The organism is Pseudomonas orientalis (assembly GCF_002934065.1).
GTDB classification, from domain to species: Bacteria; Pseudomonadota; Gammaproteobacteria; order Pseudomonadales; family Pseudomonadaceae; genus Aquipseudomonas; species Aquipseudomonas orientalis_A.
In genome coordinates, this window is the sequence record NZ_CP018049.1 from 3,063,103 (window position 1) to 3,086,578 (window position 23,476).

The following is a 23,476-nucleotide window of genomic DNA, read 5'->3' on the forward strand; positions in this document are numbered from 1 at the left end:
GTGCGTCATCTCCAACCCCTCCCATCACGCATGGACACCCACATGACCGAGCACCTGAAACACTTTATCCAGGGCGCGCCCTGCGACGCCAGCGACGGAGCGCGCATCCCGCTCATCAACCCAGTGACCGAACAGGTGTACGGCAGTTGCGCAAGCGGCACCGCCGACGATGTCGACCGTGCCGTGGCAGCGGCGCGCGCCCAACTGGAAGGTGGCGCCTGGAGCCAGCTTGACGGCGCCCAGCGCGGTCGGCTGTTATCCAAACTCGCCGACCTGGTGGAGCGCGACAGCGAATCACTGGCCGACATGGACGCCGACGCCATCGGCCGCTCACCGCTCGAACCGCGCCGGATGGACCTGCCCAACGCCATCGCCAACCTGCGCGCGGCCGCCGGCTGGGCCAATCAGCTTGAAGGGCGCACCATTCCCACCGGCGGCTACTTCGGTCGCAAGACCCTCTCGTACACCGTACGCGAGCCGGTAGGCGTGGTGGGCGCGATTGTGCCGTGGAACTCACCGCTGATGATCACCGTGTGGAAGCTCGCCGCATTGCTGGCGGCAGGCTGTACCGTGGTGATCAAACCCTCCGAAGAAACCCCGCAATCGGCCCTGCACCTGGCGGCGCTGGCGCAGGAAGCGGGATTTCCCGACGGCGTGATCAACGTGGTGACCGGTTACGGTGCGCAGGTGGGTCGGGCCCTGTGCGAACACCCGGATGTGGCCAAGATCAGTTTCACCGGCAGCCCCGAGGCCGGGCGTGAGATCCAGCGCACTGCGGGTGTGCTGTTCAAGCGCGTGGCCCTGGAACTGGGCGGCAAGAGCCCGCAGATTGTGTTCGACGATGCGCCCTTCGACGATGCATTGTTCGGCTGCACCCTGGGTTTGTTCGTCAACCAGGGGCAGATATGTGCCGCCGGCTCGCGCATCCTGGTCCAGCGCAGCCTCGCCGAACGCTTCGCGGCCGCCCTGGCCGAGGCCGCTCGCTCGATCAAGGTCGGCGACCCTCGCCAGCCTGACATCCAGATGGGGCCGGTGGCCAAGAAAGCGCAATTTGATCGCGTCAACCGTTACATCCAGCTGGGTATCGACCAAGGCGCCTCGCTGCTGGCCGGCGGCGTATCCACCCCTGACCAGGGCTGGTTCGTGCGTCCGACGATTTTCGCCAATGCCCGCAATGACATGGCGATCGCCCAGGACGAGATCTTCGGCCCTGTCGGCACGGTGATCACCTTCGACAGCGAAGAAGAGGCCGTGGCACTGGCTAACGACTCCGCCTACGGCCTGGCCGCTACGGTGTGGACCACCGACCTTGCGCGCGCGCACCGCGTGGCTGCAGCGGTAAAGGCCGGCGCCATCGGCGTCAACTGCTGGAGCCCGCTGGACGCCAACCTGCCGTGGGGCGGCGTCAAGGCCAGCGGCATCGGTCGGGAAGGCGGAATCAGCGGCGCGCTGGCCTACACCGAGGAGAAAGTGATCACCGTGCTGCTGCCTGCCTAGAACAGTCACTGCACCTGCCACCCTCTCGGCCCTGGTCGCAGAGGGTGGGATTCAGCCGTGCGTTTCGACGCCTTGATGATCAATAAAGAGACTGCGATGAACAACCAAACACAAACGGCAATCGATCGGTATCCCGTGTCCCTGCGCATCCTGCACTGGGTGCGTGCCGTCGTCATAGCCGGGCTGCTCTGGGCCGGCTGGCACATGACCGGGCTTGATGATGAAGTCGTGAGTAAATTCACCCTCTACTACCCGTGGCACAAATCGTTCGGCGTGCTGGCGTTTCTGCTGGTGCTGGTACAGATCGCCCTGCGTGTTCGCACCCCCGCCCTTCCGCAGCCACCGCTCACCCTGGCGGCGCATGAGCGATTCCTCTCACGGTTCGTACAACGCTCCATGTACGTACTGATCGTGGCCGTGCCGCTGATGGGGTACTCGATGTCGAGCACCTTCACCATGAGCGACGGCGTGTTCTTTTTCGGCGTGAACCTGCCGGAGCTGCTGCCGAAGAATGACAACTGGTTTGTGGTATTCCAATGGCTGCACAAAGTCCTGGCCTATACCTTGCTGGTCCTGATCGTGCTGCATATCGCGGGCGCACTCAAACACCGCTTGTTCGACCGCGACCCTCGCAACGACGTACTGCGCCGCATGCTGTGAACGGATACATCCCGGGCACGCTTCTGCGATGAGGCCGGCAGTTGTAACCAAGACGAAAGCCGCGTCCACTGCGGCTTCTGTCGTTGGGCTGTCAGCGGCGCGGCGTCTGCAAGGCGTGGTAGCCGTAATCGGCGCGGGCCTGGCGTAACGGCATGCCCGCCTCGATCGCCGCACGAATATGCTCTTCGGCCTGGTGGATTTCTTCGGCCACCGCCAGCACCTGGCTGAGTGAACCGGCGGGAATCACCACCAGGCCATCACCATCGCCGCGCAACCAGTCATCCGGTTGTACCCGCACGCCACCCAGCGTCACGGGTGCCTGGATCGCTTCGACACGCACGCGGTCCTTGCCGGTGCGCATCCAGTTGCCTCGGGAAAAGATCGGATAGCCGAGTTCCAGCGCACGGTCAACGTCGCGGCAGATGCCGTCAATCACCGTGCCGGCCAAGCGTTGGCGCGAGGCGGTCGAGGTCAGCAAATCCCCCCACACGGTGGTGTCCTGCCGCCCCTGGTTGTCGATCACCACCACCTGGCCGGCTTCGAGGTCATCGATGTAATCACCCACCGAACCACCGTCCAGGCCAATGGGGCCGTAGCGCAGGGTCCAGGCTTTGCCCGTGAGCTTGAACGTGCGGTCCAGGGGCATGATGTCGGTGCATTGGCAAACGATGTTGAGGCGGTCCATCGCATCGCTGAGGTCGGTGCAGCTCAGGCCGTCAAGACGGGTAAAAATAGAGGTTTGCATGATGGGGCCTTCCTTGTGTCCTGTGGGTTAACGCGCGGTGGCGGCGGCACTGAATGCGTGGATTTTGTCGACGATCTGGCGTGACGCCGTCCGGATTGCCGTGCTGGTATTGCCGGCGATGTGCGGCGTCAATTGCGCATTGGGAATGTCGGTCAATGGCGAGGCGAAACGGTCTTTTTCCAGGGCAAAGGTATCGATGGCGACGGCTTTGATATGCCTGGGAAACTGGCGCATGAAGGCGGCCAATTGCTGCTCGTCGACGATACCGCCGCGTGCGGTATTGATGAGGATTGAGCCCTGGCGCATCTGCCGGAACTCGGCAGTGCCGAACATGCCTCGGGTCTGGGGGGTGAGCGGTACGTGGATCGAGACGATGTCCGCCTCGGCCAGTAACTGTTCAAGACCTGCGCGTCGTTCAAGTCCGAGGCTGTGCGCTACCGGCTCGGTAAAACGTTCGGACCCGGTGGCGATCACCTTGATGCCCAGCGCCGCAGCCTTGCGCGCCACCTGCCGGGCAATGCTGCCTGTGCCCACCAGCCCAAGCGTCAGTTCGGCGTATTCGGAGGCAGGTGCCAAGGTGCCTTTTGCCCAATGGCCGTTGTGCGTTTCGGCGTTGTAGTCATCCAGGTCGCGCGACAAAAACAGCGCCTGGGCCAGGACGTATTCGGCAACAGCGGCCGCGTTGGAGCCCGGCGTATTAAGGATCACCACGCCGCACTGCTCGCACGCCAGCCGATCAATATGATTGACCCCTGTGCCAGCCTGGGCAATGGCGCGCAGTGGCGTGGCCAGCGCCGTCGAGGTGGCGGCGCGAATCAGGCCGGCGCCCAGGGGAATGTTCAGGCGCGTCTTGAACACGCTGTAGCCGCCAGCCCGACTTACGGCGACAATAAAGGCCGGCTCGTCATGGCAGTCGATCTCGGCATAGTCAATACGCGTGCCGTAGTGCTGCCGAATGCGCTCTTTGTCCGCAAAATAGTGCAGGTTGAGGGTGACGCCCAGGCCCCGTTCGAGAAATCGATCGACTTCCTCAAACAGTAACGGCGGCCCGGGGGCATCCAGTATCAGGGTGGTCAATGCCATACCGTTGATCCTCTTGGAGGGTAGCGCCTGCCGATACCCGGGTTGCCCCAGGCATCGGGGTTAACCATCGGGTTAATCACCAAGTGAAATGGTGGGCGCTGGTAGGATCGACCAGGCCCGCGTCGGTACTCACGGCCGCGAGGAACCCGCTGTAGAAATCATTCAGCGATGAAGACTGGATGAACGCGGGATTGCTTTTGGCGTAGATCAGGAACAACCGATAGATTCGCAGGTTCTTTTCCTTGCGGTAGACCTCGGCCTTGAGACTGGGCCATAGGTTGAGCACGCTGTTTTCCTTGATTTTCCATGGGTCCGCCGGCTCGGTGCCGGTGGTGGCCTTGTACACGAAGCGCTTACCTTCAATCACTTCCAGGTGCAGGCTGGCCAGCAACTGTTCTGCCGTGCCGACAGCTTCAGTCTTCAAGGCCTGCGCCAGCGCCAGGATGTGGGCCTTCTCCGGAATGCTGCCGGTCAGCGTCAGCCAGGCGCATTTGAGGTCGGTTCGCGCAATGGCGTAGGCCATCCCTTTGACGTAGGTATGAAAGCTCTCATCCTCGTTAAAAGCCTTCGACAGCTGCGTTGCCGGCGCTGGCGCGAACTGCCCGACGCCGATCAGTTCGCTGTGCAACCCACCGGCCAGCAAGGCGCGGGTCCAGGGAATCGCACGAATGGCATCGGGGCGCGACTCGAACACCTTGATGTTGAAGATACGAGAAGGCGGCCGGGTGCCTTTGGCGGTGGCCCTGACCACATCGAATCGCGCCAGGTCGCGCAGCAGGGAAGGCAGCGCAGGATGCTCGAAGAACGTCGCCTGGTAGCGGCGCACTACGTCCCCCCAACGTTGAATCCTGCCGGCAATGACCTCCTCGGACAGCTGCGGCTGGGGCTCGGCGTGCATACGGTACAACTGGCTGAGAAAGTTGACGGACTGGTTGCGGGTCAGCAGATGCGCGCGCATCTCCGCACAGCCGGCCAGCATGAAGCGGGTTTCCGGGCCCTCCAGCGCGCCGAACTCCTGCAAGGTCTCGGCGATCACCCCATTACACCGTGCGTGTTCCCCGCCCATGATGACGTGGACGACCACCTCGATGCCGTAACGGGCCGCGATCAGCTTGTGCTGGTTGGCAATCGCCATGTTCAGTTTGTGCATGGCCTTGCCGCCCTGCTTGCCCGTGTCGCTGGGGCCAAACGTGATGTATTGACGGTTGCCGCGCGTTGCCAGGTGCTGGCGGTACACCGGGTTTTCGTACACCTCATGCACGGTGGCCAGCGTGCGCTCGGCACCTGCCAGGTCTTCGGGTTGCAGGGCGATGTCGATCCCATCCCGCACCTGGGCCGCTTTCATCAGGAACAGCACTTCAAGCGCGCTGAGGGCCGAGGTGTACTCGGCGACTCCGTGGATTTTCATGCGGTCGCGATAACGGTCGATCATTTCAAACCGTTCCACCGCGTTGCGCGCATCGTGCATGCGGATATAGCTTGGGTCCTGCTCCATCAGCGCAATGTAATCCTGGCCTGCGTATTGCTGGACTTTGCGGGTGTAAAGCGGCGTGGTGCGTTGCAGATACTCCTGCCACAGGCCAGCGGGCGTCTGGGCCGCTGCGCCTTCCAGCGCGACCTCAAGTGCGGCCTGACGCGTACGCTCATCCAGCTCGCGATAATGCCGGCCCTGGCCCAGGCCAATGGTTTCCAGCCACTGGCTGGACAGAATCTCATCGACCACGCTGCTGAACATCTCGGCGTTTTCACGAAACTCGATATCCAGATAGTGAAAGCCAAACGCATGCACCCGCAGCAGCAGACGGTCGATGGCGGCCGGCTGGGTAAAACGGATGCTGCTCAGTGCATCGATCAGTTCGGCGGGACGCTCGAAATGCGCGGGATGATCCTGGCCCACGCGGGCACGAATCTCTTCAAGGCGATGCCGTGCGCCGCCGTCCTTGATCAGGCTGTCGATATCGGCGATGTAGCGATTGCGCAGCGCCGTTTCCAGCGCCAGCACCAGGGTTTCGGTGTGCTGGTTGGTGTCATAAGGGCGGCCATCCTTGTCGCCGTATAACCAGGTGAACAAGGTCAGCCATTTTTCCTGCGGCGCCAGGCCCAGGGCGTGATGCACGTCGGGCAACGCGTCATACACACTGTCGGCGTAAAAAATCTGTGATTCGATATCCGTGCCATTACTGCCCGACCACACGGCGTTGTACAGCTCCAGCAGGAGCTGCGCAGTGACTTGAGGCTTTTTGAGGCCACGGTCTTCGACGTGCTGGGCCAGTTTCTGCAAGACCAGCACAACGGAGTGCTTGAGCTGGTCGGTCTCTTTGCACAGCACCCCAAGGCTGATATTTACTCCCGCCGGCGCTGTAATCAACTGCGGGTCAAGCGTGAGCAACTGACGAGGCAGGCTGGCCTGCGACGCAATCTGGGTCGCCACGCTCCTGACCGACAATTCGAACAGCAGTTGCTTGATCAGCAACAACTTCCAGAACGCCTCGACGTCCTTGCTGGAACGGGATTCAAAGAACGCCTTGCCCAGGGCAGCGGCCAATTTCGAATCACCCTTGTCCAGATACGACAGCGTATCGATTTCAGCATAGATTCTCAGGCAGGCGCGGGTGTGCGGGGCTTGGGAAGCATCATCCGTGTTGGCCTTGAGTGCGTGCTCCAATGCTCGCCATAGAACGTCATGCAGTAGCGCGGGGTTGGTATGGCCGATTGAGGGGCGAGTTGATGCATTTTCCAGTATGGAATTGATCACATGATTCATGGGTTCAAGCCTCGATAATTGTCAAATCCCTTGTTTGCAGTGCGCCGGACGGACACACGCAAAATCATCAATGTCCCAGGCTTAACCCACAGCGTCGCAACGAACGGAAATTACCTGTTCGCCGACAGAAAGCCCCCTAGCCGGTACCGAAAAACGGCAGAAAACTGAAACAAATTGTTACATCCTCCCGCAATAAAACATGGCTTGGATTTCTCCACAAAAGACCTTTTTGGAATAGCCAACTTGAAAATAAAGATAGGAAGCTAATAAAAATCACGGCACTGAAGTCCGGTTGACTGCCTGCATATTTTCTAACGTGCTGATTATTTGACATTAATTTGCAGGCACGAAAACCGGCTGAGCCGAGGGGGATATCGAGTAGGAATCACCTGCGGGCGCAATCTAAATAATTCTTCATCAACACCATTTCCTACTCAGGGAGCAGACATCCTTCCTGCCTGCAAAAGAAAAACCCGGCGCTTGGCCGGGTTTTGTCAGTTCATGCTGTGGGACGAACTACTTCGCACCGCCATTGTTACGGTCGGTCTGGGCGTCCTGATCCGATCCGGGATTGCCCGGCGGGGGGTTCCAATCTTCCGGCTTCTCGCCTGTACCCTGCTTGGGCTCGGATTCAGCTTGCTCCAGGCCTGACGCGTGACCTTCGCCCAGGTCGGGCACTTGCTTTTCCGGTCCGGGATAGGGCGCTGCGGGACCGTTATTGTCATCGACCATAAATCACCTCTATTTCACTAGCGCGGTTGCGCACAGGGCTGAGTGGGCTGTTCAGACAGAACGTGCGAGTGCCCTTCAGCACGCGCCCGGCGGGATACCGTCCTTGTTGAAATCCTTCAGTCGCTCACGCTCCTCTTCGGTGGAGTGCGCCGGCGTTTGCTCTTCGGGTTCCTTGGGCTTTTCTTCGGTCATGGCTGATTCCTCCAGGTTGTAGAGTTTCGGCACTCTGCGGTGCAGGCAGTTCAAAATGAATGGTCGCGCAGGCTGCGGCCTTGTGACTTTTGGTTCTCCGCGCACACAAAAAAGGCGCTCCGAAGAGCGCCTTTCTACCGCCGATTGCCTTACTGCAAACTGACCTGACGCAGCTCGGGCTTGGCCTCGCCACCGATCATGATGCGCTTGGGTTTGGCCTCTTCAGGCACCTCGCGCAGCAGGTCGATGCTCAGCAGCCCGTTGTTCAAGGCCGCGCCGCGCACTTCGATGTGGTCCGCCAGGCGGAACGACAACCGGAAAGCACGCTGGGCGATGCCCTGGTGCAGGTAAGCGACCTTCTCGTCGGTTTCGCGTTTGCCGCCGGAAACCGTCAATACACCTCGTTCGACCTGGATATCCAGATCCTCCTCGGTCAGGCCAGCCACTGCGATGACAATCCGGTAGGCGTCATCACCGTGCTTTTCCACGTTGTGAGGTGGATAGGAATTCGGAGCCTCGCTGCGCAGCGCCGACTCGAACAGGTCATTGAAGCGATCAAAGCCCACCGATTGACGGAACAGTGGGGCCAACGAAAGGGTAGTAGCCATTTTAAAATCTCCTGAGTTTCTCCAAGTGATTTAGGACGCGACCCGCATTCGGCATCGCGTGATCAAAAATTTATGGACGCGCAAAAGGATTTCAAGGGGGCTGAAAAAAATTTTCTTTGCTGATATCGCTATAGCAGGAACGGCGGGGTCAGCGCTTGTGCTCTAATCTCAACACAGGCGTGCTTTACCCCGTGAGCGCCTGCGACAGCCCTTGAGGTATACAAAAATGAAAATGACTCTCCCAGCCCTGGCATTGGGCATCCTGATCTCCCAAGGCGCTTCGGCCGCCGGGGATGGCACAGCCGCTCTGGGCGGCGGTGTCGGCGGCGTGCTGGGTAATGTCGTGGGCGGACAGCTCGGTGGCTCGACCGGTGCGGCCATCGGCGCCGGTGTAGGCGGTGCGACCGGTAGCGCGGTGGGCGCGCGCAAAGGCAATCGAGCGGAGGCGGCACTGGGCGGCGGAGTTGGCGCTGCGGGCGGTTCAGTGATCGGCAATCACTTGGGCGGCAGCACCGGCTCGGCCATCGGCGCCGGCCTGGGTGGCGCCGCCGGCGGCGCGATGGGCAACAACCTGGGGGATGACGGCGGGAAACACAAAGGCAACAAGCATAAGCACAAGAACAAGCACCGCTGATCCTCTGACGCTCTCCCGACAGCACACTCGCCGGGTTGAACGACCTTGACTCGCCCTTCAACCCGGCGTGTAAGAGGTAGCCTTCACGCCCACTACATCGGCGTACTGCTCACCACCCGCAGTGCCAGTCCTTCATAGGCATCCAGCGTAATCGTGAAGGTGCCCTCCTCGGTCAAATCCCCTTCCACTCGCTCATTGATGATGTCCACCACCGGCCCCGGTGCGATATTGGGCAGGTGCAGGGATTCGGTGATCGGCGTGGCGCCGAAGTTCAGCGCAGTGATCTGCGTCCCCTTGCCTGCCGGCAACTCATGCACCATGACTAGCAGGCCCGGGTGCTCGACGTCCGGAATCAGAATCTGGCGGCTGGCGGCAATGTCATAGGCGCGGCGCACGCCGAGGATCTTCTGCAATTGCGAGGCGAAGGAGTCCGGGTCCTGCAACTGGCTGTTCAAACTGCCGTACAGGCTTCTGGAACGCGGCATCTGCCCGGCCGACAGTTCGGCGTCGGGGTTGAGGTCGACCAGGTCGTAGGCGCCGCGATGAATCCAGCGCGTGTCGCCATCGGCCATCAAATGCCCGACCTCTTCGGCGGCCAATGGCAGCGCACCCACCAGGTCCCAACCGGACAGCGCAAACACGCCTGGCTGCATGGCGTTGTACATCACCAGCAGCAGATGGATCTGGCGAATCTGCTGCACATCGGCCGCGGTGATCGCGTCCAGGTCGCGAATGCCCAGCGCCGCAGTGATGATACTGGCCGTGGTGCAGGACACGCCGTTGGTGACGAACTTGAGGTTATACGGCGCGTGCTCGCCGGTCAGGCGTTCATACATCTGCTCGCGGATATGCTCGCGCAGGATGTTGCCGGGAAAGGTCTGGCCCTGGAACATGAAGCTGTCATGGGCATGCAACGTCCAGAAGTGCACCAGTTCCAGGGTCAATTCATCGTGGTTTTGCAGCGCGTGGATCAGCGAGCCAGGGTCGATACCGAGGCTGTGCATCTGGCGCAGCATCAGGCGCAGGAACTCGGCATCGCCCATCAGCAGCGCATGCTGGTAGGCCGGCCGGGTGATGAAGTCATAGGACAGGTCGGCGCCGCCGTGGGACATGGAAGCGATGTCGTCGACGGTGAGGTTGAGTTCCTGGAAGCTGAAACCCCCGGCCTTGCGAATCGCGCCGCCCAGCAACTGGTTGCCGGTGATCGACAGCGGATGGCTTTCCGACCAGGCACTGCCGTCGAGCTTGCGTTCCACGCCGAGAAAGCCATTGGCGTCCAGGCGCAGGATCTTGGCGCCCATGACATCGATGGCGTGCAGTGCGTCGCCGATGATCATCTGCTGGGCGGCGAATGACGGATCGAGCCAGTTCAGCGACGGCTGCCCTTCCTTGAAGTAATGCAGGTACACCCAGCGGCGCGGCTTGCCGTCGACCCCCATCACCACGGGCGTGGCGCTCCAGTCGGTTTCCTTGACCCCGGGCTCGAAGAAAATCACCCGCTGCAATTGGCCGACGATGTAATGCTTGTCGCGCAGTGCGTCCACCTGCGGCGGGCTGAGGTTCTGCGCGTCGCGGCCCTCGGCGACGTCCGGCAGCAGCGGCCAGTCTTCTTCACGGATTTCGACCATGTGGTACAGGCCGGGATAGTCTTCATAGGCCATTTCCGCCAGCCGGAAATCTGCGCCCTTGCCGGTGTGCGAGGGGATTACGTCGTCGATGATCACCGCGTTGTGCGCGGCGGCCATGCGCGTCAGCGCCTGCAACTGCGCCTCGGTGCCCAGTTGCGGGTCGATGTCGAAGCTGATGCGGTCGAAGTTGCCATCGATGGTCGGCGTATGTTGAGTGCCGGACAAACCGCCGGACTTCTTCAGCGGACCGTTGTGAATGCCCTGGATGCCGATCTTCGACAACGCATGCCACAAGGTTTCGTCCCCCAGCGCTTCCAGCACCGTGCCGTCTTCGCGGGTCACGATCGACGCCGGATAAGCCGTGAACCACACCGATGACAAGGCTGAAGCGTCACGCGGGCGCGTTTGTGCGAAGGGTTGCTGCCACATCCGTCCCTGCCCCGAATAGAGCTTGGCGCGCTGGCGCGCCGCGTTCAGCATGGACTGTTGCACCAGCCAATTCACATGATCGTTGTCCGCCGCCGTCATAAGCCTGATACCTGTGGTCGTTAAAGGTGATTCGTAAGCATAGGAGCGACGACCGGGGCGATTCGTTGCATCGGGATGCAGATCCCTGGCCAAATGTGGGAGGGGACTTGCCCCAGTGACGATATCCCGACCGACAGCTACCCCACTGACACGTCCCTCACTCATGAATCACGGAACGTCAGGTAAATACGCGTTGGCTTTGCGGCCGAGACCGCAGCAAGTCGTCGTGGCGCCGCCCCGCCACATGCCTAGTCCTGATTCAGTCCGACGCGGTACAGCCCCCCATCCTCTTCATCCGTCAGCACATACAGATAACCATCCGGCCCCTGCCGCACGTCGCGAATACGGGCTTTCAAATCCCCCAGCAAACGCTCCTCATGGACCACCTTGTCACCGTCGAACTGCAACCGAATCAGCTCCTGACTGGCCAAGGCGCCGATAAACAGGTTGTGCTGCCAGGCCTTGAACCGGTCGGCATCATAGAACGCCATGCCACTGATCCCCGGTGACTTTTCCCACACATGGTGCGGCGCCACGGTGCCTTCGGCGGTCTTGCCCTTGGCCTCTGGAATCGGCGCGAGCGAATAATTGATGCCATGCGTCGCCAACGGCCAACCATAGTTTTTGCCGCGCTCGATGATGTTGATTTCATCCCCGCCACGTGGCCCGTGTTCGTTTTCCCAGATCGTCCCGCTCCAAGGGTTCAGCGCCAGGCCCTGCGGGTTGCGCTGGCCGTAGGACCAGATTTCGGGACGTACTTCGGGCTGGCCCACAAACGGGTTGTCGTCGGGCACGCGGCCGTCGGGGTAGATGCGCACGACCTTGCCTTGCAACTTGTCCAGGTCCTGAGCGGTAGGCCGGTCGTTGTTTTCGCCCAGAGTCACAAACAGGTAACCGTCACGGTCAAATGCCAGGCGCGAACCGAAGTGATTGCCGGTGGACAGCTTGGGCTCCTGGCGCAGGATCACCGTGAAGTCCTTCAAGCCACTCAAGTCATCGGCCAGGCGCCCGCGCCCCACGGCGGTCCCGGCCTTGCCATCCTTGCCGCCCCCTTCGGCGTACGACAGATAGACCAGGCGGTCTTGCTTGAAGTCCGGCGACAGCGCTACGTCCAGCAAGCCGCCCTGCCCCTTGGCCCACACCTGCGGCACGCCCGTCAACGGCGCGGAGAGCTTGCCATCCTGGCTGACAAAACGCAGCTGGCCGGGAAGTTCGGTCACCAGGAAGCCTTGCCTGTCCGGCAGGAACGCCACCGCCCAGGGATGATGCAGGCCCTTGGCGACCGGCGTCGCGGTGATGCTGCCTTGCTCGCTGGGAAACTGTCGGGCCTCGGCGGCCTGGACTGTGGCCAATGGCAGCAGCGTGGTTGCGTACAGGGCGGCCAGCAGGGTTTTGCGTAAAAACATAAGACGGATCCTTACCGGCGATTGCCGTTGGCATCATAGGTGGGCGCTTTGGGTTCGGTGGTCGGGCGACTGGGCGCGTTGTCGCGCTTGGGGTAGCTGTTGCCGATCCCGCCGTTTTCCAGCGTAGGCCGAGGGTTGCTCGGGGCGGTCTGGATACCGCGCACGACCGGCGCATTGGGCTGGGTGCCCTGCATGCTGTTGGGGTTGGCCCGATGAATGGGACTGTTGTTGGAATCGTAGCGGCCCGGCAGGTTTTGCGCCTGGGCCAAGGGGGCCAGGACCAGCCCCAAAGCCAGCACTGCCAGGTAACGCACACAACTGTTCATGACTCTGCCTCTCTATACCGAGTGGTAGTACGTGCTTTCGATAACACGCTACGCCAGGGGTTCGGCTGGGGACATTAAATTGTTTCTCATCAGGTGTAACAGGATCTGTCCGAGCATCCGTTCGCCGAAACTTTTGTCCAGGCCCACGAGTCACCAGAACACAGGCTTATCTTTGAAGGAGAGGTATCTATGCCCCGGGCAATCTGGAAAGGCGCCATCAGCTTCGGTCTGGTTCACATCCCGGTCTCGCTGGTGTCGGCCACGTCGTCCCAAGGCGTTGATTTCGACTGGCTGGATAAACGCAGCATGGACCCGGTGGGCTACAAGCGCATCAACAAGGCGACCGGAAAAGAGATCGACAAGGAGAATATCGTCAAGGGTGTGGCCTATGAAAAGGGCCGCTACGTGGTGCTCAGCGAAGAAGAAATTCGCTCGGCCCACCCCAAGTCGACCCAGACCATCGAAATCATCGCCTTTGTCGCCAGCGACCAGATTCCGCTGCAGAACATCGACACGCCCTACTTCCTGGCCCCGGATAAACGCGGCGGCAAGGTCTATGCGCTGCTGCGCGAGACCCTGAAAAAAACCGGCAAGGTTGCCCTGGCCAATGTGGTGCTGCACACCAAGCAACACCTGGCCGCATTGATGCCGCTGGAGTCGGCCCTGGTGCTGGTGATGCTGCGCTGGCCCGCTGAGGTGCGCAGCCTGGATGAGCTGGAATTGGGCAGCGACGTAACCAAGCCGACCCTGGCCAAGGGTGAGCTGGACATGGCCAAGCGTCTGGTGGAAGACATGAGCGCAGACTGGCAACCCGAGGAATACCGCGACAGCTTCCAGGAAAAGATTATGGCGCTGGTGGAGAAGAAGGCCAAGGCCGGCAAGATCGAGGACGTCGAATCGACCGAAGGCAGCGAAGAGCGCAAATCCGCCGATGTGATCGACCTGACCGAATTGCTCAAGCGCAGCCTGGCGGGTAAACCTGCCGCAAAAAAAACCACGGCGAAAAAATCCAATAAGAAGGCTTCTTGAGCTGGCCATTGGCTGGAGAACGACATGGCAAAGCCCCTGAGCGAGTACAACCGCAAACGCGACTTCGGGATTACCGCCGAGCCGGCAGGCAAGCCATCGGCCGGCAAGCGCAAAGCTTGCGCCCTGAGCTTTGTGATCCAGAAACATGCTGCGCGCAACCTGCACTATGATTTTCGCCTGGAACTGGACGGCGTGCTGTTGAGCTGGGCCGTGCCCAAAGGCCCGAGCCTGGACCCGAGCCAGAAACGCCTGGCGGTCCACGTCGAAGACCATCCCCTGAGTTATGGCGGCTTCGAAGGCAGCATTCCCGCCGGGCAATATGGCGCCGGGGATGTGATCGTCTGGGACCGTGGCATCTGGCAACCCCATGACGACCCGCACAAGGCCTACGCGGCTGGCAAACTGAAATTCAGCCTGGTCGGCGAAAAACTCACCGGCGACTGGACCTTGGTGCGCACCCGGCTCAAAGGCAGCGGCGACAAGCAACAATGGTTGCTGATCAAGGAAAAGGACCAGCAGGCGCGTCCTTCGGCTGAGTACGATATCGTCGAGGCACAGCCCGCCAGCGTGCTCAGCGATGCTGTGGTCGGCAAATCCAAGACCAAGCCTGAGGCCAAGGCAGCAACCAAAACGACACCCAAGGCGAGCGCGCGAAAGCAGGCAGCCGCCGTGCCCGAAGCGTTCTCCCCGCAACTGGCAACGTTGGTTGATCGGGCGCCCGAGGGTGACTGGCACTACGAGATCAAGTTCGACGGTTACCGCATCCTCGCGCGCATCCGCGGCGGCGAGGTACGCCTGTTCACTCGTAATGGCCACGATTGGACCGAGCGCCTGCCGCGCCAGGTCAAAGCCTTGCAAGCGCTCAAGCTTAAGGACAGCTGGCTTGATGGCGAAGTGGTCAGCCTTAACGGCGATGGGTTGCCGGATTTCCAGGCATTGCAAAATGCCTTCGACATTGGCCGCAGCCTCGACATCATTTACTACCTGTTCGATGCGCCGTTTCTTGACGGCCGTGATCAGCGCGAAGAGCCCGTCGAAGCGCGTCGCGCGGCACTTAAATCTGCGCTGTCCGCCAGCAAGAGCAAGCTGCTGCGCTTCTCCGAAGCCTTTGCCGCCAACCACCGCGACATTTTCGAAAGCGCCTGTGACCTGGCCTTGGAGGGTGTCATCGGCAAGCGTGCCGGCAGCCCTTACGTGTCCAGCCGCAGTGCTGACTGGATCAAGCTCAAATGCCGCCTGCGCCAGGAGTTCGTGATTGTCGGTTACACGCGGCCCCAAGGCTCGCGCACCGGGTTTGGCGCGCTGCTGCTGGCAGTCAACGACGATACCGCACTGGTGTATGCCGGGCGGGTGGGCACCGGTTTCGACCAGGCGTCGCTCAAATCCATCTATGCCAAGCTTACCGCGCTCGAACGCACGGACTCGCCGCTGCAAAAGCCGTTGACCAGCGCCCAGGCGCGCGGCGTGCACTGGGTTGAGCCGAGCCTGGTCGGTGAAGTGCAATTTGCCGAGTGGACTCGCGAAGGCGTGGTGCGCCAGGCTGCCTTTGTGGGCATGCGCACCGACAAGCCCGCTGCGCAGATCATCCGTGAGCAGCCGCGTACGGCCAAATCGGTGAAGGCGCCAAAGGCGAAAAAAACCGAGAAGGAGGTGAAACCCGTGAAGGCCATGAAAATCACCCACCCTGAGCGGGTCATCGACCAGCAGAGCGGCACGCAAAAGCAGGAACTGGCACAGTTCTACGCCGATATCAGCGAATCGATCCTGCCCTTCCTGCGCAACCGGCCCGTCTCACTGCTCAGGGCGCCGGAAGGCATCGAAGGCGAACAGTTCTTCCAGAAGCATTCCGAGCGCATGACCATCCCGCACATCAAGCAGTTGGACAAGGCACTGGACCCCGGCCATGCCCGCCTGATGGAAATAGACAGCGCCGATGCCCTGATCGGCGCGGTGCAAATGGGCACGGTTGAGCTGCACACCTGGGGCGCTACCACGGATAAGATCGAAACCCCCGACCTGTTCATACTCGACCTCGACCCGGACCCCGCCCTGCCCTGGAAATCCATGCTGGAAGCGGCGCAGTTGACGCTGTCGGTACTGGATGAAATAGGTTTGCAGGCCTTCGTCAAAACCAGCGGTGGCAAAGGCTTGCACCTGATCGTACCGCTGGCGCGGCGCGATAACTGGGACACCGTCAAAGCCTTCGCCAAGGCCATCGCCCAATTCATGACCCAGCAACTGCCGGAGCGCTTTACCGCCACCAGCGGCCCGAAGAACCGCGTGGGCAAAATCTTCATCGATTATCTGCGCAACGCCCGGGGCGCCAGCACTGTGGCGGCTTACTCCGTGCGGGCGCGACCAGGCCTGCCGGTGTCGGTACCGATCAGTCGCGATGAATTGAGTGACTTGCGCGGTGCCCAGCAATGGACGGTGGCCAACCTGCACGAGCGATTGCGCGACTTGAAAGACGACCCTTGGGCCGGCTATGCCAATCGGCAGAAGATCAGCAAGCAGATGTGGGACAAGCTGGGCGCGAAGCCACCGAAGTGATTCGCGTCCGGGGCAGCAATCAGATAAGGATGAAAATCAACGCCAAGCCGGCGAAGATCGCCCACTTTTCCAGGTAATAGCGCGTGCGGTTGCGCTTTTTGAGCTCCTTGCCGCGCAACCGGATCTTGTACAGGCGGGTGAAGGCCCGGTTGAGGCCGCCGGTCTTGTCGCCTTCGTCATTGGGTGAACCCGCCGCTGCCATCACATTGCGGCTGAACCAACGGTTGAAGGCGGCTGCCCAGCGATATTTCATCGGCCGTTCGATGTCACAGAACAAAATGATGCGGTTGTGTGATGTCGTGTTCTCGGCGTAATGAATGTAGGTCTCGTCAAACATCACGGGCTCGCCGTCGCGCCAGTAATAGCTTTCGCCGTCCACATTGATGTAGCAGCCCGGATCGTTCGGCGTATCGAGCCCCAGGTGATAACGGTAGGAACCCGCATACGGGTCACGGTGGCGCACCAGCTTGGACCCCGGTGGCAGCTCGGCGAACATCGCGGCCTTGATCGAGCCAATGCCCTGCACCAGCTCGGTAGTGCGCGGGCACAACTTCATCGCCGAGGGGTGACTGTCGCCGTACCACTTCAGATAGAAGCGCTTCCAGCCCGACTTGAAGAACGAGTTGAACCCCACATCGTTGTACTGTTGCGAACGTTTGATCTCCCCGGCACGCATCAGGTTCTGGCCTTCCCGGCGGATCTCTTCCCAGTGCTCCTGCAACGGGCTAAGGTCAGGAAAGTCGCTGGGCGACAGAAAGGGGCGGCTGGGTTGCCTGGAGAACAGGTACAGGAAGCAGTTGATCGGCGCCAGGAACGTCGAATGATCGCTAAGCTGGCGGCCCAGCTTGTGTCGCACCCGGCCGCGCAGATGTACATACGCGATGGAAGCAACGTAGAGAGCAACAATGATGAGTTTCAAGGGATTCGTCACACGTCAGGGAGATAACAGGCTGCTCCTGCGTGCCCACAACGGCCGAGGATTGGATAAGCAGCACCTGAAATCACAATTCACATACAGGTAACACGACCGACTGGAGACCATGCGATGTGTGACCATTGGCGGTTATTTAGCCATACTTTGTAACCAAAGGTTAACTAAGAATTGTGAAAAGCTGTCTACAAAGTGTGCTGGGGGGGGGGATGAGCAGGCGGGCCCCTGGGCCCGCCCACTGCAGGGAAATGCCAAGGCTTACAGTTGGTCGCCCTTACGCTCACGGCGGGAAAAACTGCTGTCTTCCAATGCCGAGAAAGGCACGGCCTGGCGGCGCGTCAGCACCAGGTGGCGGATCAGCGCGATCATCAGGCCCAGCAACATGCCGCCCACCAGGCTCAACGCAATCACCAGGGCCTTTTTGGGCTTGATCGGTGACAGCGGCTCCTGGGCGCGGCGGTCGACCGTCACCAGCTTGAGGTTGCTCATGTCGATGTTCAAACCACGCAACCGGGCGACTTCGGCGCGCAGTGGCTCTACGTCCTGCAGGAAGATGTCTTCATTGGCACGCTTGCGCAACACCTCAACCTCCCGGTTGGCGTCCAGCAACTGGAGCTCCTTGCCAATTTCGGCAATACGCGGGTTGGTGAAGTCATCGCTGGTGCGCTTTTGCAGCGCAGCGCGCTCAGCCTCCAGCGCCTCAGTACCCATGAAGTACAGCGGAATCTTCTGATTGTTGACCTCGGTGCGCATCACCTGGCTTGAACCGTTTCGCGTGGAGTCCGCCATGGAGGACGGCGTTGTCGGTGTCTTGATCCCCATGGACTGGGCGATACCAATGGCCTCAGACAATTCCGCCAGGCGATTGGTACGCTCCATTTTCATCTGCAACCGCAGGGCGCTGAGCTCATCCTGCAACTGAGCACGCTTGAGCCGGTCCGCCTCGAGCAACTTGGCGATCTTCGACTCCTTGTCGGTGTCGTAGTTGGCACGGGCCGCGTCGATCTTGCCCTTGAGTTCATTCAGGCGGTTATTGACGATCACCTTGAGGTCGGCTCCTACCTGCTGACGCTCTGCGGCAATGGCGTAGTCAACAAACCCGTTGAGAATTTTCACCCCATCGACATCGGTCGGGTACTGCAATTCCAGACGGATGTAGCTGCTCAGCGAGTCGGACTTCTTGGGGTCCGGCAGGATCAGATTGACCGAGTTGCGATTGAAGTCTTCAAAACTCTGCTCCAGCGTTCGCCCTGGCTTCTGAAACGCCTTGAACAATTCCTCATGGTCCTTGAAAAAGCCCAGGCGCGCCTCGTAGGAGTCCAATTGCGCGCCCACTTTGAGCAACGCATCAGCGGGCGGCAATTTATACACTTCGGAGCGGTTCAACGCGTCGAGTTCGTTGATCGCCGCTGGCCGTAGCACGCTACTGACTTCGTAGGTCTTGGGTGCCAGAAAGGCATATCCCGCGCCCAGGGCACCCGCCAGAACCGTACACCCCACGATCAGCTTCTTCTGCCGCCATATGGCATTAAACAATTCGAACAGATCAATCTCATCAGACGCTACAGCAGGCGCAAGCGGGGAGCTTCGATTCAAAATAAGAACACCTTAAATTAATACTAAAAGGCCATCACTTAGCGGAAGCCCAAGCGGCTTCACGTCAGGGACAACGCCCTGAGCACAGCCGACAATGGCAGTCTGACCACTCAGTCTGACGAAAAATCCCACTGACTTGAGGATTATTTCTGCTTTATGCAGACATGTAGTCACAAAGATATTTTGATGTGGGACTAATCACGCTACAAGCGTAGTCAAAACAACATGAAAAAGCTGTCAAATAGCTGTCCCCAAAGAAAAAAATCCCTTTATCTGCAAGGCTGTTACATTGCCGATACAATCGCCCGCCTCGCTCCCCAGCAAAAGGAAGTTGCATGTCACCCTCTTCAGTCACGGATTACCACGCTCTGCAAGGTGCCTGGGAGCAAATCGCCCTGGAAGACAATGGCGTACTCAACCCTGCCGATGCACATAGCGCGCCAGGAGCCATTACCACTATCAGCGCGGATAAATTTGAAGTCGTCACCGTCGAGGGTGACCTCTTGCTGGCAGGCCGTTTTGTGCTGAACGCCGACACCACGCCCAAAAGCATTACCTGGGTGGACGCCATCGGTGCGGACGCCGGCAAGCCTTTACCGGCCAGCTACTGCCTCGACGGCGATCATTTTGTGTTTATCGCCGCCGATGAAGGCATGCCCCGGCCCACCGTATTCAGCACCGGCCCGGGGCAGACCATGCGCACCTTCGTGCGTCGGGCATGAGCGGGTCTGATTAGCGGTTTGATCACGGCATTTTCACAAGGCCTTCACTTTGCGACCTATAGGGTGAAGCCTACCTACTCCAGTGAATCCCTTGGCCCGCCTCTGCTTGCGGGCTTTTTTTGCGCCTGGAAATTCCAGGCAGCCGCGAACTAATCACTCCCCGTGCAGGTCACTACCCCAACGCGTGTCCAGCCCCTGGACTGCTCTGGAAGATAGCATCGTGGCCCATCACTCAGACCTGCGCATTGCCTTGTCCCTGGACAGCCTGAATTTCTTCCTCGCGGATGTGCGCGACGGTCTGGGGCCGTACCTGGCCATTTACCTGCTGGCGGTACACCAGTGGGAGCCGGCCAGTATTGGCGTGGTCATGACGCTGGCCGGCATCGCCGGGCTGATCACCCAGGGCCCGGCGGGCGCGCTGATCGACCGAACCCGCAGCAAGCGCGCAGTGATTGCGCTTGCCGCGCTGCTGGTCACGCTCAGTTGCCTGATGCTGCCCTTCGTCAGCTCGTTTGGCTGGGTGGCGCTGACCCAAGCCGCCAGCGCCGTTGCCGCGTCGGTGTTTGCCCCGGCGATTTCCGCGATTTCCCTGGGCATCACCGGCCCGCGCGCGTTTACCCGGCGTACCGGGCGCAACGAAACCTTCAATCATGCCGGCAACGCCGTCGCGGCATTGCTGGCCGGCGGCCTGGCGTATCTGTTCGGGCCGGTGGTGGTGTTCTACCTGATGGCGTTTATGGCCGTCGCCAGTGTCGTCGCCGTCAGTTGCGTCCCGGCCAAGGCGATCGATCACGAGGTGGCCCGTGGCTTCGACCCGGCTCACCACACCGACCATGAGCAGCCCTCGGGCCTGCGCGTGCTGCTCGCCAACCGTCCGTTGCTGCTGTTCGCCATTTGCTGCGCGCTGTTTCACCTGGCCAATGCCGCGATGCTGCCGCTGGTCAGCCAGAAGCTGTCGCAGATCAACCTGCAGATGGCCACGCCGTTGACCTCGGCCTGCATCGTCGCCGCGCAGTTGGTGATGGTGCCGACCGCAATGCTGGTGGGAATCAAGGCCGACCTCTGGGGCCGCAAGCCCCTGCTCCTGGCCGGCTTCATGATCCTGCCGCTGCGCGGCGTGCTCTACACCTTGTCCAGCGACCCTTATTGGCTGGTTGCCGTGCAGATGCTCGATGGCATCGGCGCGGGCATTTTCGGCGCGTTGTTCCCGGTGATCGTCAAGGACCTGACCCAAGGCACCGGCCGCTTCAACGTCAGCCTCGGCGCGCTGTCGACCGTGTTTGGCCTGGGCGCGGCACTGAGCAGCAGCCTGGCCGGCTTCGTGGTGCAAATGGCCGGCTACAACGCCGCCTTCCTGACCCTGGCCGGGGTGGCCGCCGTCGCCTTGCTGCTGCTGTGGCTGGCCATGCCGGAGACATTGGCTAAACCAACCTTCGCTGGCCATACAACTGTCGCCTGACATATGCGACAATGCGCGCCAAATTCCAACACACATCCCAAATTTTCCGTTCAGCGACCGGGTTTCGCGCCTTGATGTCGCTGTTGACGCATGCCTGAAGGCACCTGCCGCCACGCTCGCAACCCATTGATAGGTAAAGTAATTGATCTCCACAGCTAACATCACCATGCGGTATGAAACGCATAATGGTGATTACTGGTGATCAGTGTTTACTGGGCCAAGTCGTCATCAGTAAGCAACAATAACGCACCGAAATGCACCCGTTGGTTCCAAGACTGGTCCCAACGGGTAAATTTAAGCTCATGCCGAAACTGCATAACCCCCTCCTCCGGCGTCCTGCCGATCGATCTCCCAACTCCATAATTTGCCTGCTACGCTGTTCACTCCACGGAGGAACAACGATGTTGAATTCTGACCTGATCCCTTCCCTACTATCCAAACTCTACGAGAACCAACTCGCCCTCGAGGCCTCAATCATGGAACTGTCGAACTGGGTGGAGCAGCGAGGCTCCGCTGAAGTGGCAGACAACGTGCGCGGCGCACTTTTCACGATCGGCGACAATGAAGAGTTCATCAAAATGTCTCTGGCTGTCCTTATGACGCAGGACTGAGCTCTACTTGCATGCCACCGTCCAGAGCTGGTCCAGTTTGGTGGTATAGCTCTGGCTCATCATCTCCCGACGCATCCCCCAGTCTGGATTGGTCGGCACGCTGGCAGACCGAAGCGTACCTCTGCCCCACCGCTCGTTGATCTGATCAAGCACAGTCATTACACGGGTTGCCTCGGCCGCCTGAGATATCGCGAACAGATCGTCCGTGTATTCTCCTGGCTGGCACAGGTTGAGCAGCATTACCTCGGCCTTGCTGTATTTGAAGCCTGGTCGGAAGATCCTGTCGAGCGCATCGACAGCGGCTTTCGTGAGCAGGCGCACGTCATCGGTAGGGTACGGCATATCGACCACCACGCCGTTGGCATACTTCGCCTCCTCGGGATTGAACATCCCGGTGCGAATGCAGACGCGGACCTTCTTGCAGAGAGAGTTCTGGGCGCGCAGCTTTTCGGATGCCCTCATCATGTAGGTGGCCACCGCTTCCTTGATGGGGGGTAGCTCGGTCAGGCGTCTTCCGAACATTCGGCTGCAGCATATTTCTTGCTTGGGTGGGTCGGGCTCGTCCAGTTCCAGACACGATGTGCCGGCCAGCTCCCGCGCCGTCTTTTCGATCACTACGCTGAATTTCTTGCGGAGCGTCCGTGGATCAGCCTTGGCCAAATCCATTGCCGACTTGATACCCATTGCGTCTAGGTGCAGTTTCATTTTCCGCCCGACGCCCCAAACTTCCGCGACGTCGGTATTGCGCAGCACCCAATCGCGCTTGACCGGGTCGGTGATATTCACGACCCCGCCGGTCTGCGCCTGTAAGCGCTTTGCGGTGTGGTTGGCCAGCTTGGCCAGGGTCTTGGTGTTTGCAATGCCGACACCGACGGGGATACCGGTGCCGCGCAGCACCTTTGTTCTGATCTGGCGCCCCAGGGCATCGAGCCCCGATATACCCGTGAGGTCGGCAAACGCTTCATCAATGCTGTAAATCTCAACCGCGGGCACCAAGGTCTCGATCAGCGTCATCACGCGCTCGCTCATATCGCCGTAAAGCGCGTAGTTCGAGGAGAAAGGCACGATGCCGTGCTGCTTGAGCTTGTGCTTGATTTGGAAGTACGGCTCGCCCATTTTGATAAATGGCTTGGCGTCATAACTCCTGGCGATCACGCAGCCATCGTTGTTGCTCAGCACGACGATTGGGGTTTTGGCTAGGTCGGGCCGGAATACCCGCTCGCAACTCGCATAGAAGCTGTTGCAGTCGATCAGCGCAAAGACAGGCGTATTAGACATGACTCCGCACCGTGCTGGTGATCACGCCCCAGATCGATAGCTCGTCACCTTCGAGGATGTAGCGCGCTGGGTACTTGGGGTTTTCTGACAGCAGGATAACCTCGGCCCCACGCTTGCACAGGCGCTTGCACATCGGGTCGTTATTGAGCAGGGCCACGACTATATGCCCGTGAGCTGGCTCAATAGAACGATCCACAACAGCCAGGTCGCCCTCGAAAATGCCAGCGCCTTGCATGCTTTCGCCGGTAATGGCGATCAAGTAAACGTGCGGCGCGCGGATATTTAGGACCTCATCCAATGAGATGTGCTGCTCGATATGGTCGGCCGCTGGTGATGGAAACCCAGCTGGCACCCGAAACGAGCAGAAAGGCAGCTTCGTGCCGCCTTCGGATATAGGGCCTAAAATGGTGAAGCTCATGATGCAGTCTTCTACACGAACTGTATGAATGTACAGTTAACTTTGCAGAAGGCTTGTGGTCAATTTTTCTGTAGGGGAT

At 60.4% G+C, this 23,476-nt stretch carries 20 protein-coding genes; 8 read left to right on the forward strand and 12 right to left on the reverse strand.

The genetic code is table 11. The features are described from left to right. The first annotated feature begins 42 nt into the window (after positions 1–42). Both BOP93_RS13625 and BOP93_RS13630 read left to right on the forward strand, forming a co-directional pair. Complete coding sequence (locus BOP93_RS13625) at positions 43–1,497, forward strand: aldehyde dehydrogenase family protein (RefSeq protein ID WP_065885606.1); 1,455 nt, start codon at positions 43–45, stop codon at positions 1,495–1,497. 96 nt (positions 1,498–1,593) lie between these two features. After that, a complete protein-coding gene (locus BOP93_RS13630; protein WP_065885604.1) occupies positions 1,594–2,157 on the forward strand; it encodes a cytochrome b in 564 nt (187 codons plus the stop codon). Positions 2,158–2,248: 91 nt separating this feature from the next. On the opposite strand, the gene BOP93_RS13635 is transcribed toward BOP93_RS13630, so the two are convergent. From BOP93_RS13635 to BOP93_RS13660, 5 genes are all read right to left on the reverse strand, one after another. After that, positions 2,249–2,902, reverse strand: coding sequence for an RraA family protein (locus tag BOP93_RS13635; RefSeq protein WP_104503037.1), 654 nt, complete (start codon positions 2,900–2,902; stop codon positions 2,249–2,251). A gap of 27 nt (positions 2,903–2,929) precedes the next feature. Continuing rightward, positions 2,930–3,985, reverse strand: a complete 1,056-nt coding sequence (locus BOP93_RS13640) for an NAD(P)-dependent oxidoreductase (protein ID WP_104503038.1) — start codon at positions 3,983–3,985, stop codon at positions 2,930–2,932. Positions 3,986–4,061: 76 nt separating this feature from the next. After that, entirely contained in the window at positions 4,062–6,749 is a 2,688-nt protein-coding gene (locus BOP93_RS13645; protein ID WP_104503039.1) for a phosphoenolpyruvate carboxylase, read from the reverse strand. Between the two features lie 516 nt (positions 6,750–7,265). Continuing rightward, positions 7,266–7,481: a hypothetical protein gene (locus BOP93_RS13650; RefSeq protein WP_065935592.1), complete on the reverse strand. Its 216-nt coding sequence runs from the start codon at positions 7,479–7,481 to the stop codon at positions 7,266–7,268. Positions 7,482–7,822: 341 nt separating this feature from the next. Next, positions 7,823–8,281 carry an Hsp20 family protein gene (locus tag BOP93_RS13660; protein WP_057722310.1) on the reverse strand — a complete coding sequence of 153 codons (459 nt, stop codon included), beginning with the start codon at positions 8,279–8,281 and terminating at the stop codon, positions 7,823–7,825. Positions 8,282–8,507: 226 nt separating this feature from the next. Here BOP93_RS13660 and BOP93_RS13665 point away from each other — a divergent pair, with 226 nt between their 5' ends. Further along, on the forward strand, positions 8,508–8,915 hold the full coding sequence (locus tag BOP93_RS13665; protein WP_104503041.1) for a hypothetical protein: 408 nt from the start codon (positions 8,508–8,510) through the stop codon (positions 8,913–8,915). Positions 8,916–9,007: 92 nt separating this feature from the next. On the opposite strand, the gene treS is transcribed toward BOP93_RS13665, so the two are convergent. From treS to BOP93_RS13680, 3 genes are all read right to left on the reverse strand, one after another. Then, a complete protein-coding gene (treS, locus tag BOP93_RS13670; RefSeq protein ID WP_104503042.1) occupies positions 9,008–11,071 on the reverse strand; it encodes a maltose alpha-D-glucosyltransferase in 2,064 nt (687 codons plus the stop codon). A 248-nt stretch (positions 11,072–11,319) separates the two neighbouring features. Continuing rightward, on the reverse strand, positions 11,320–12,477 hold the full coding sequence (locus BOP93_RS13675) for a PQQ-dependent sugar dehydrogenase (protein ID WP_104503043.1): 1,158 nt from the start codon (positions 12,475–12,477) through the stop codon (positions 11,320–11,322). 11 nt (positions 12,478–12,488) lie between these two features. Beyond that, on the reverse strand, positions 12,489–12,803 hold the full coding sequence (locus BOP93_RS13680) for a hypothetical protein (protein ID WP_104503044.1): 315 nt from the start codon (positions 12,801–12,803) through the stop codon (positions 12,489–12,491). 189 nt (positions 12,804–12,992) lie between these two features. Between BOP93_RS13680 and BOP93_RS13685 the strand changes: the two genes are divergently transcribed. Then, positions 12,993–13,832 (forward strand): Ku protein, encoded by an 840-nt coding sequence (locus BOP93_RS13685; protein WP_104503045.1) that lies wholly within the window; start codon positions 12,993–12,995, stop codon positions 13,830–13,832. 24 nt (positions 13,833–13,856) lie between these two features. After that, on the forward strand, positions 13,857–16,382 hold the full coding sequence (gene ligD, locus BOP93_RS13690) for a DNA ligase D (protein WP_104503046.1): 2,526 nt from the start codon (positions 13,857–13,859) through the stop codon (positions 16,380–16,382). 19 nt (positions 16,383–16,401) lie between these two features. Here ligD and lpxO read toward each other — a convergent pair whose 3' ends face one another. After that, the gene (gene lpxO / locus BOP93_RS13695) at positions 16,402–17,301 is read right to left on the reverse strand and encodes a lipid A hydroxylase LpxO (protein ID WP_104503047.1); all 900 of its coding nucleotides are present in this window, start codon (positions 17,299–17,301) and stop codon (positions 16,402–16,404) included. Between the two features lie 270 nt (positions 17,302–17,571). Further along, entirely contained in the window at positions 17,572–18,909 is a 1,338-nt protein-coding gene (locus tag BOP93_RS13700) for an LPS O-antigen chain length determinant protein WzzB (RefSeq protein ID WP_104503048.1), read from the reverse strand. Between the two features lie 335 nt (positions 18,910–19,244). On the opposite strand from BOP93_RS13700, the gene BOP93_RS13705 reads away from it, so the two are divergent. The 3 genes from BOP93_RS13705 to BOP93_RS13715 all read left to right on the forward strand — a co-directional run bounded on the left by BOP93_RS13705 (position 19,245) and on the right by BOP93_RS13715 (position 21,701). Next, entirely contained in the window at positions 19,245–19,631 is a 387-nt protein-coding gene (locus BOP93_RS13705) for a TIGR03067 domain-containing protein (RefSeq protein WP_104503049.1), read from the forward strand. Between the two features lie 220 nt (positions 19,632–19,851). Further along, a complete protein-coding gene (locus BOP93_RS13710) occupies positions 19,852–21,090 on the forward strand; it encodes an MFS transporter (RefSeq protein WP_104503050.1) in 1,239 nt (412 codons plus the stop codon). 401 nt (positions 21,091–21,491) lie between these two features. Next, a complete protein-coding gene (locus tag BOP93_RS13715; protein ID WP_104503051.1) occupies positions 21,492–21,701 on the forward strand; it encodes a hypothetical protein in 210 nt (69 codons plus the stop codon). Positions 21,702–21,704: 3 nt separating this feature from the next. Here BOP93_RS13715 and umuC read toward each other — a convergent pair whose 3' ends face one another. Then, positions 21,705–22,979, reverse strand: a complete 1,275-nt coding sequence (umuC, locus tag BOP93_RS13720) for a translesion error-prone DNA polymerase V subunit UmuC (RefSeq protein WP_104503052.1) — start codon at positions 22,977–22,979, stop codon at positions 21,705–21,707. Continuing rightward, complete coding sequence (locus BOP93_RS13725; protein WP_065936683.1) at positions 22,972–23,397, reverse strand: LexA family protein; 426 nt, start codon at positions 23,395–23,397, stop codon at positions 22,972–22,974. Before BOP93_RS13725 ends, umuC begins: the two co-directional genes overlap by 8 nt. Positions 23,398–23,476 lie beyond the last annotated feature (79 nt).

Bases quoted from the DNA above. Each gene is read 5' to 3' on its own strand.
- BOP93_RS13685 (WP_104503045.1), top strand. From the start codon at position 12,993: ATGCCCCGGGCAATCTGGAAAGGCGCCATCAGCTTCGGTCTGGTTCAC.
- BOP93_RS13660 (WP_057722310.1), bottom strand. From the start codon at position 8,281: ATGGCTACTACCCTTTCGTTGGCCCCACTGTTCCGTCAATCGGTGGGC.
- BOP93_RS13715 (WP_104503051.1), top strand. From the start codon at position 21,492: ATGTTGAATTCTGACCTGATCCCTTCCCTACTATCCAAACTCTACGAG.
- BOP93_RS13645 (WP_104503039.1), bottom strand. From the start codon at position 6,749: ATGAATCATGTGATCAATTCCATACTGGAAAATGCATCAACTCGCCCC.
- BOP93_RS13725 (WP_065936683.1), bottom strand. From the start codon at position 23,397: ATGAGCTTCACCATTTTAGGCCCTATATCCGAAGGCGGCACGAAGCTG.
- treS (WP_104503042.1), bottom strand. From the start codon at position 11,071: ATGACGGCGGCGGACAACGATCATGTGAATTGGCTGGTGCAACAGTCC.
- BOP93_RS13680 (WP_104503044.1), bottom strand. From the start codon at position 12,803: ATGAACAGTTGTGTGCGTTACCTGGCAGTGCTGGCTTTGGGGCTGGTC.
- BOP93_RS13630 (WP_065885604.1), top strand. From the start codon at position 1,594: ATGAACAACCAAACACAAACGGCAATCGATCGGTATCCCGTGTCCCTG.
- umuC (WP_104503052.1), bottom strand. From the start codon at position 22,979: ATGTCTAATACGCCTGTCTTTGCGCTGATCGACTGCAACAGCTTCTAT.
- BOP93_RS13640 (WP_104503038.1), bottom strand. From the start codon at position 3,985: ATGGCATTGACCACCCTGATACTGGATGCCCCCGGGCCGCCGTTACTG.
- BOP93_RS13705 (WP_104503049.1), top strand. From the start codon at position 19,245: ATGTCACCCTCTTCAGTCACGGATTACCACGCTCTGCAAGGTGCCTGG.
- BOP93_RS13635 (WP_104503037.1), bottom strand. From the start codon at position 2,902: ATGCAAACCTCTATTTTTACCCGTCTTGACGGCCTGAGCTGCACCGAC.
- BOP93_RS13665 (WP_104503041.1), top strand. From the start codon at position 8,508: ATGAAAATGACTCTCCCAGCCCTGGCATTGGGCATCCTGATCTCCCAA.
- ligD (WP_104503046.1), top strand. From the start codon at position 13,857: ATGGCAAAGCCCCTGAGCGAGTACAACCGCAAACGCGACTTCGGGATT.
- BOP93_RS13625 (WP_065885606.1), top strand. From the start codon at position 43: ATGACCGAGCACCTGAAACACTTTATCCAGGGCGCGCCCTGCGACGCC.
- BOP93_RS13650 (WP_065935592.1), bottom strand. From the start codon at position 7,481: ATGGTCGATGACAATAACGGTCCCGCAGCGCCCTATCCCGGACCGGAA.
- BOP93_RS13675 (WP_104503043.1), bottom strand. From the start codon at position 12,477: ATGTTTTTACGCAAAACCCTGCTGGCCGCCCTGTACGCAACCACGCTG.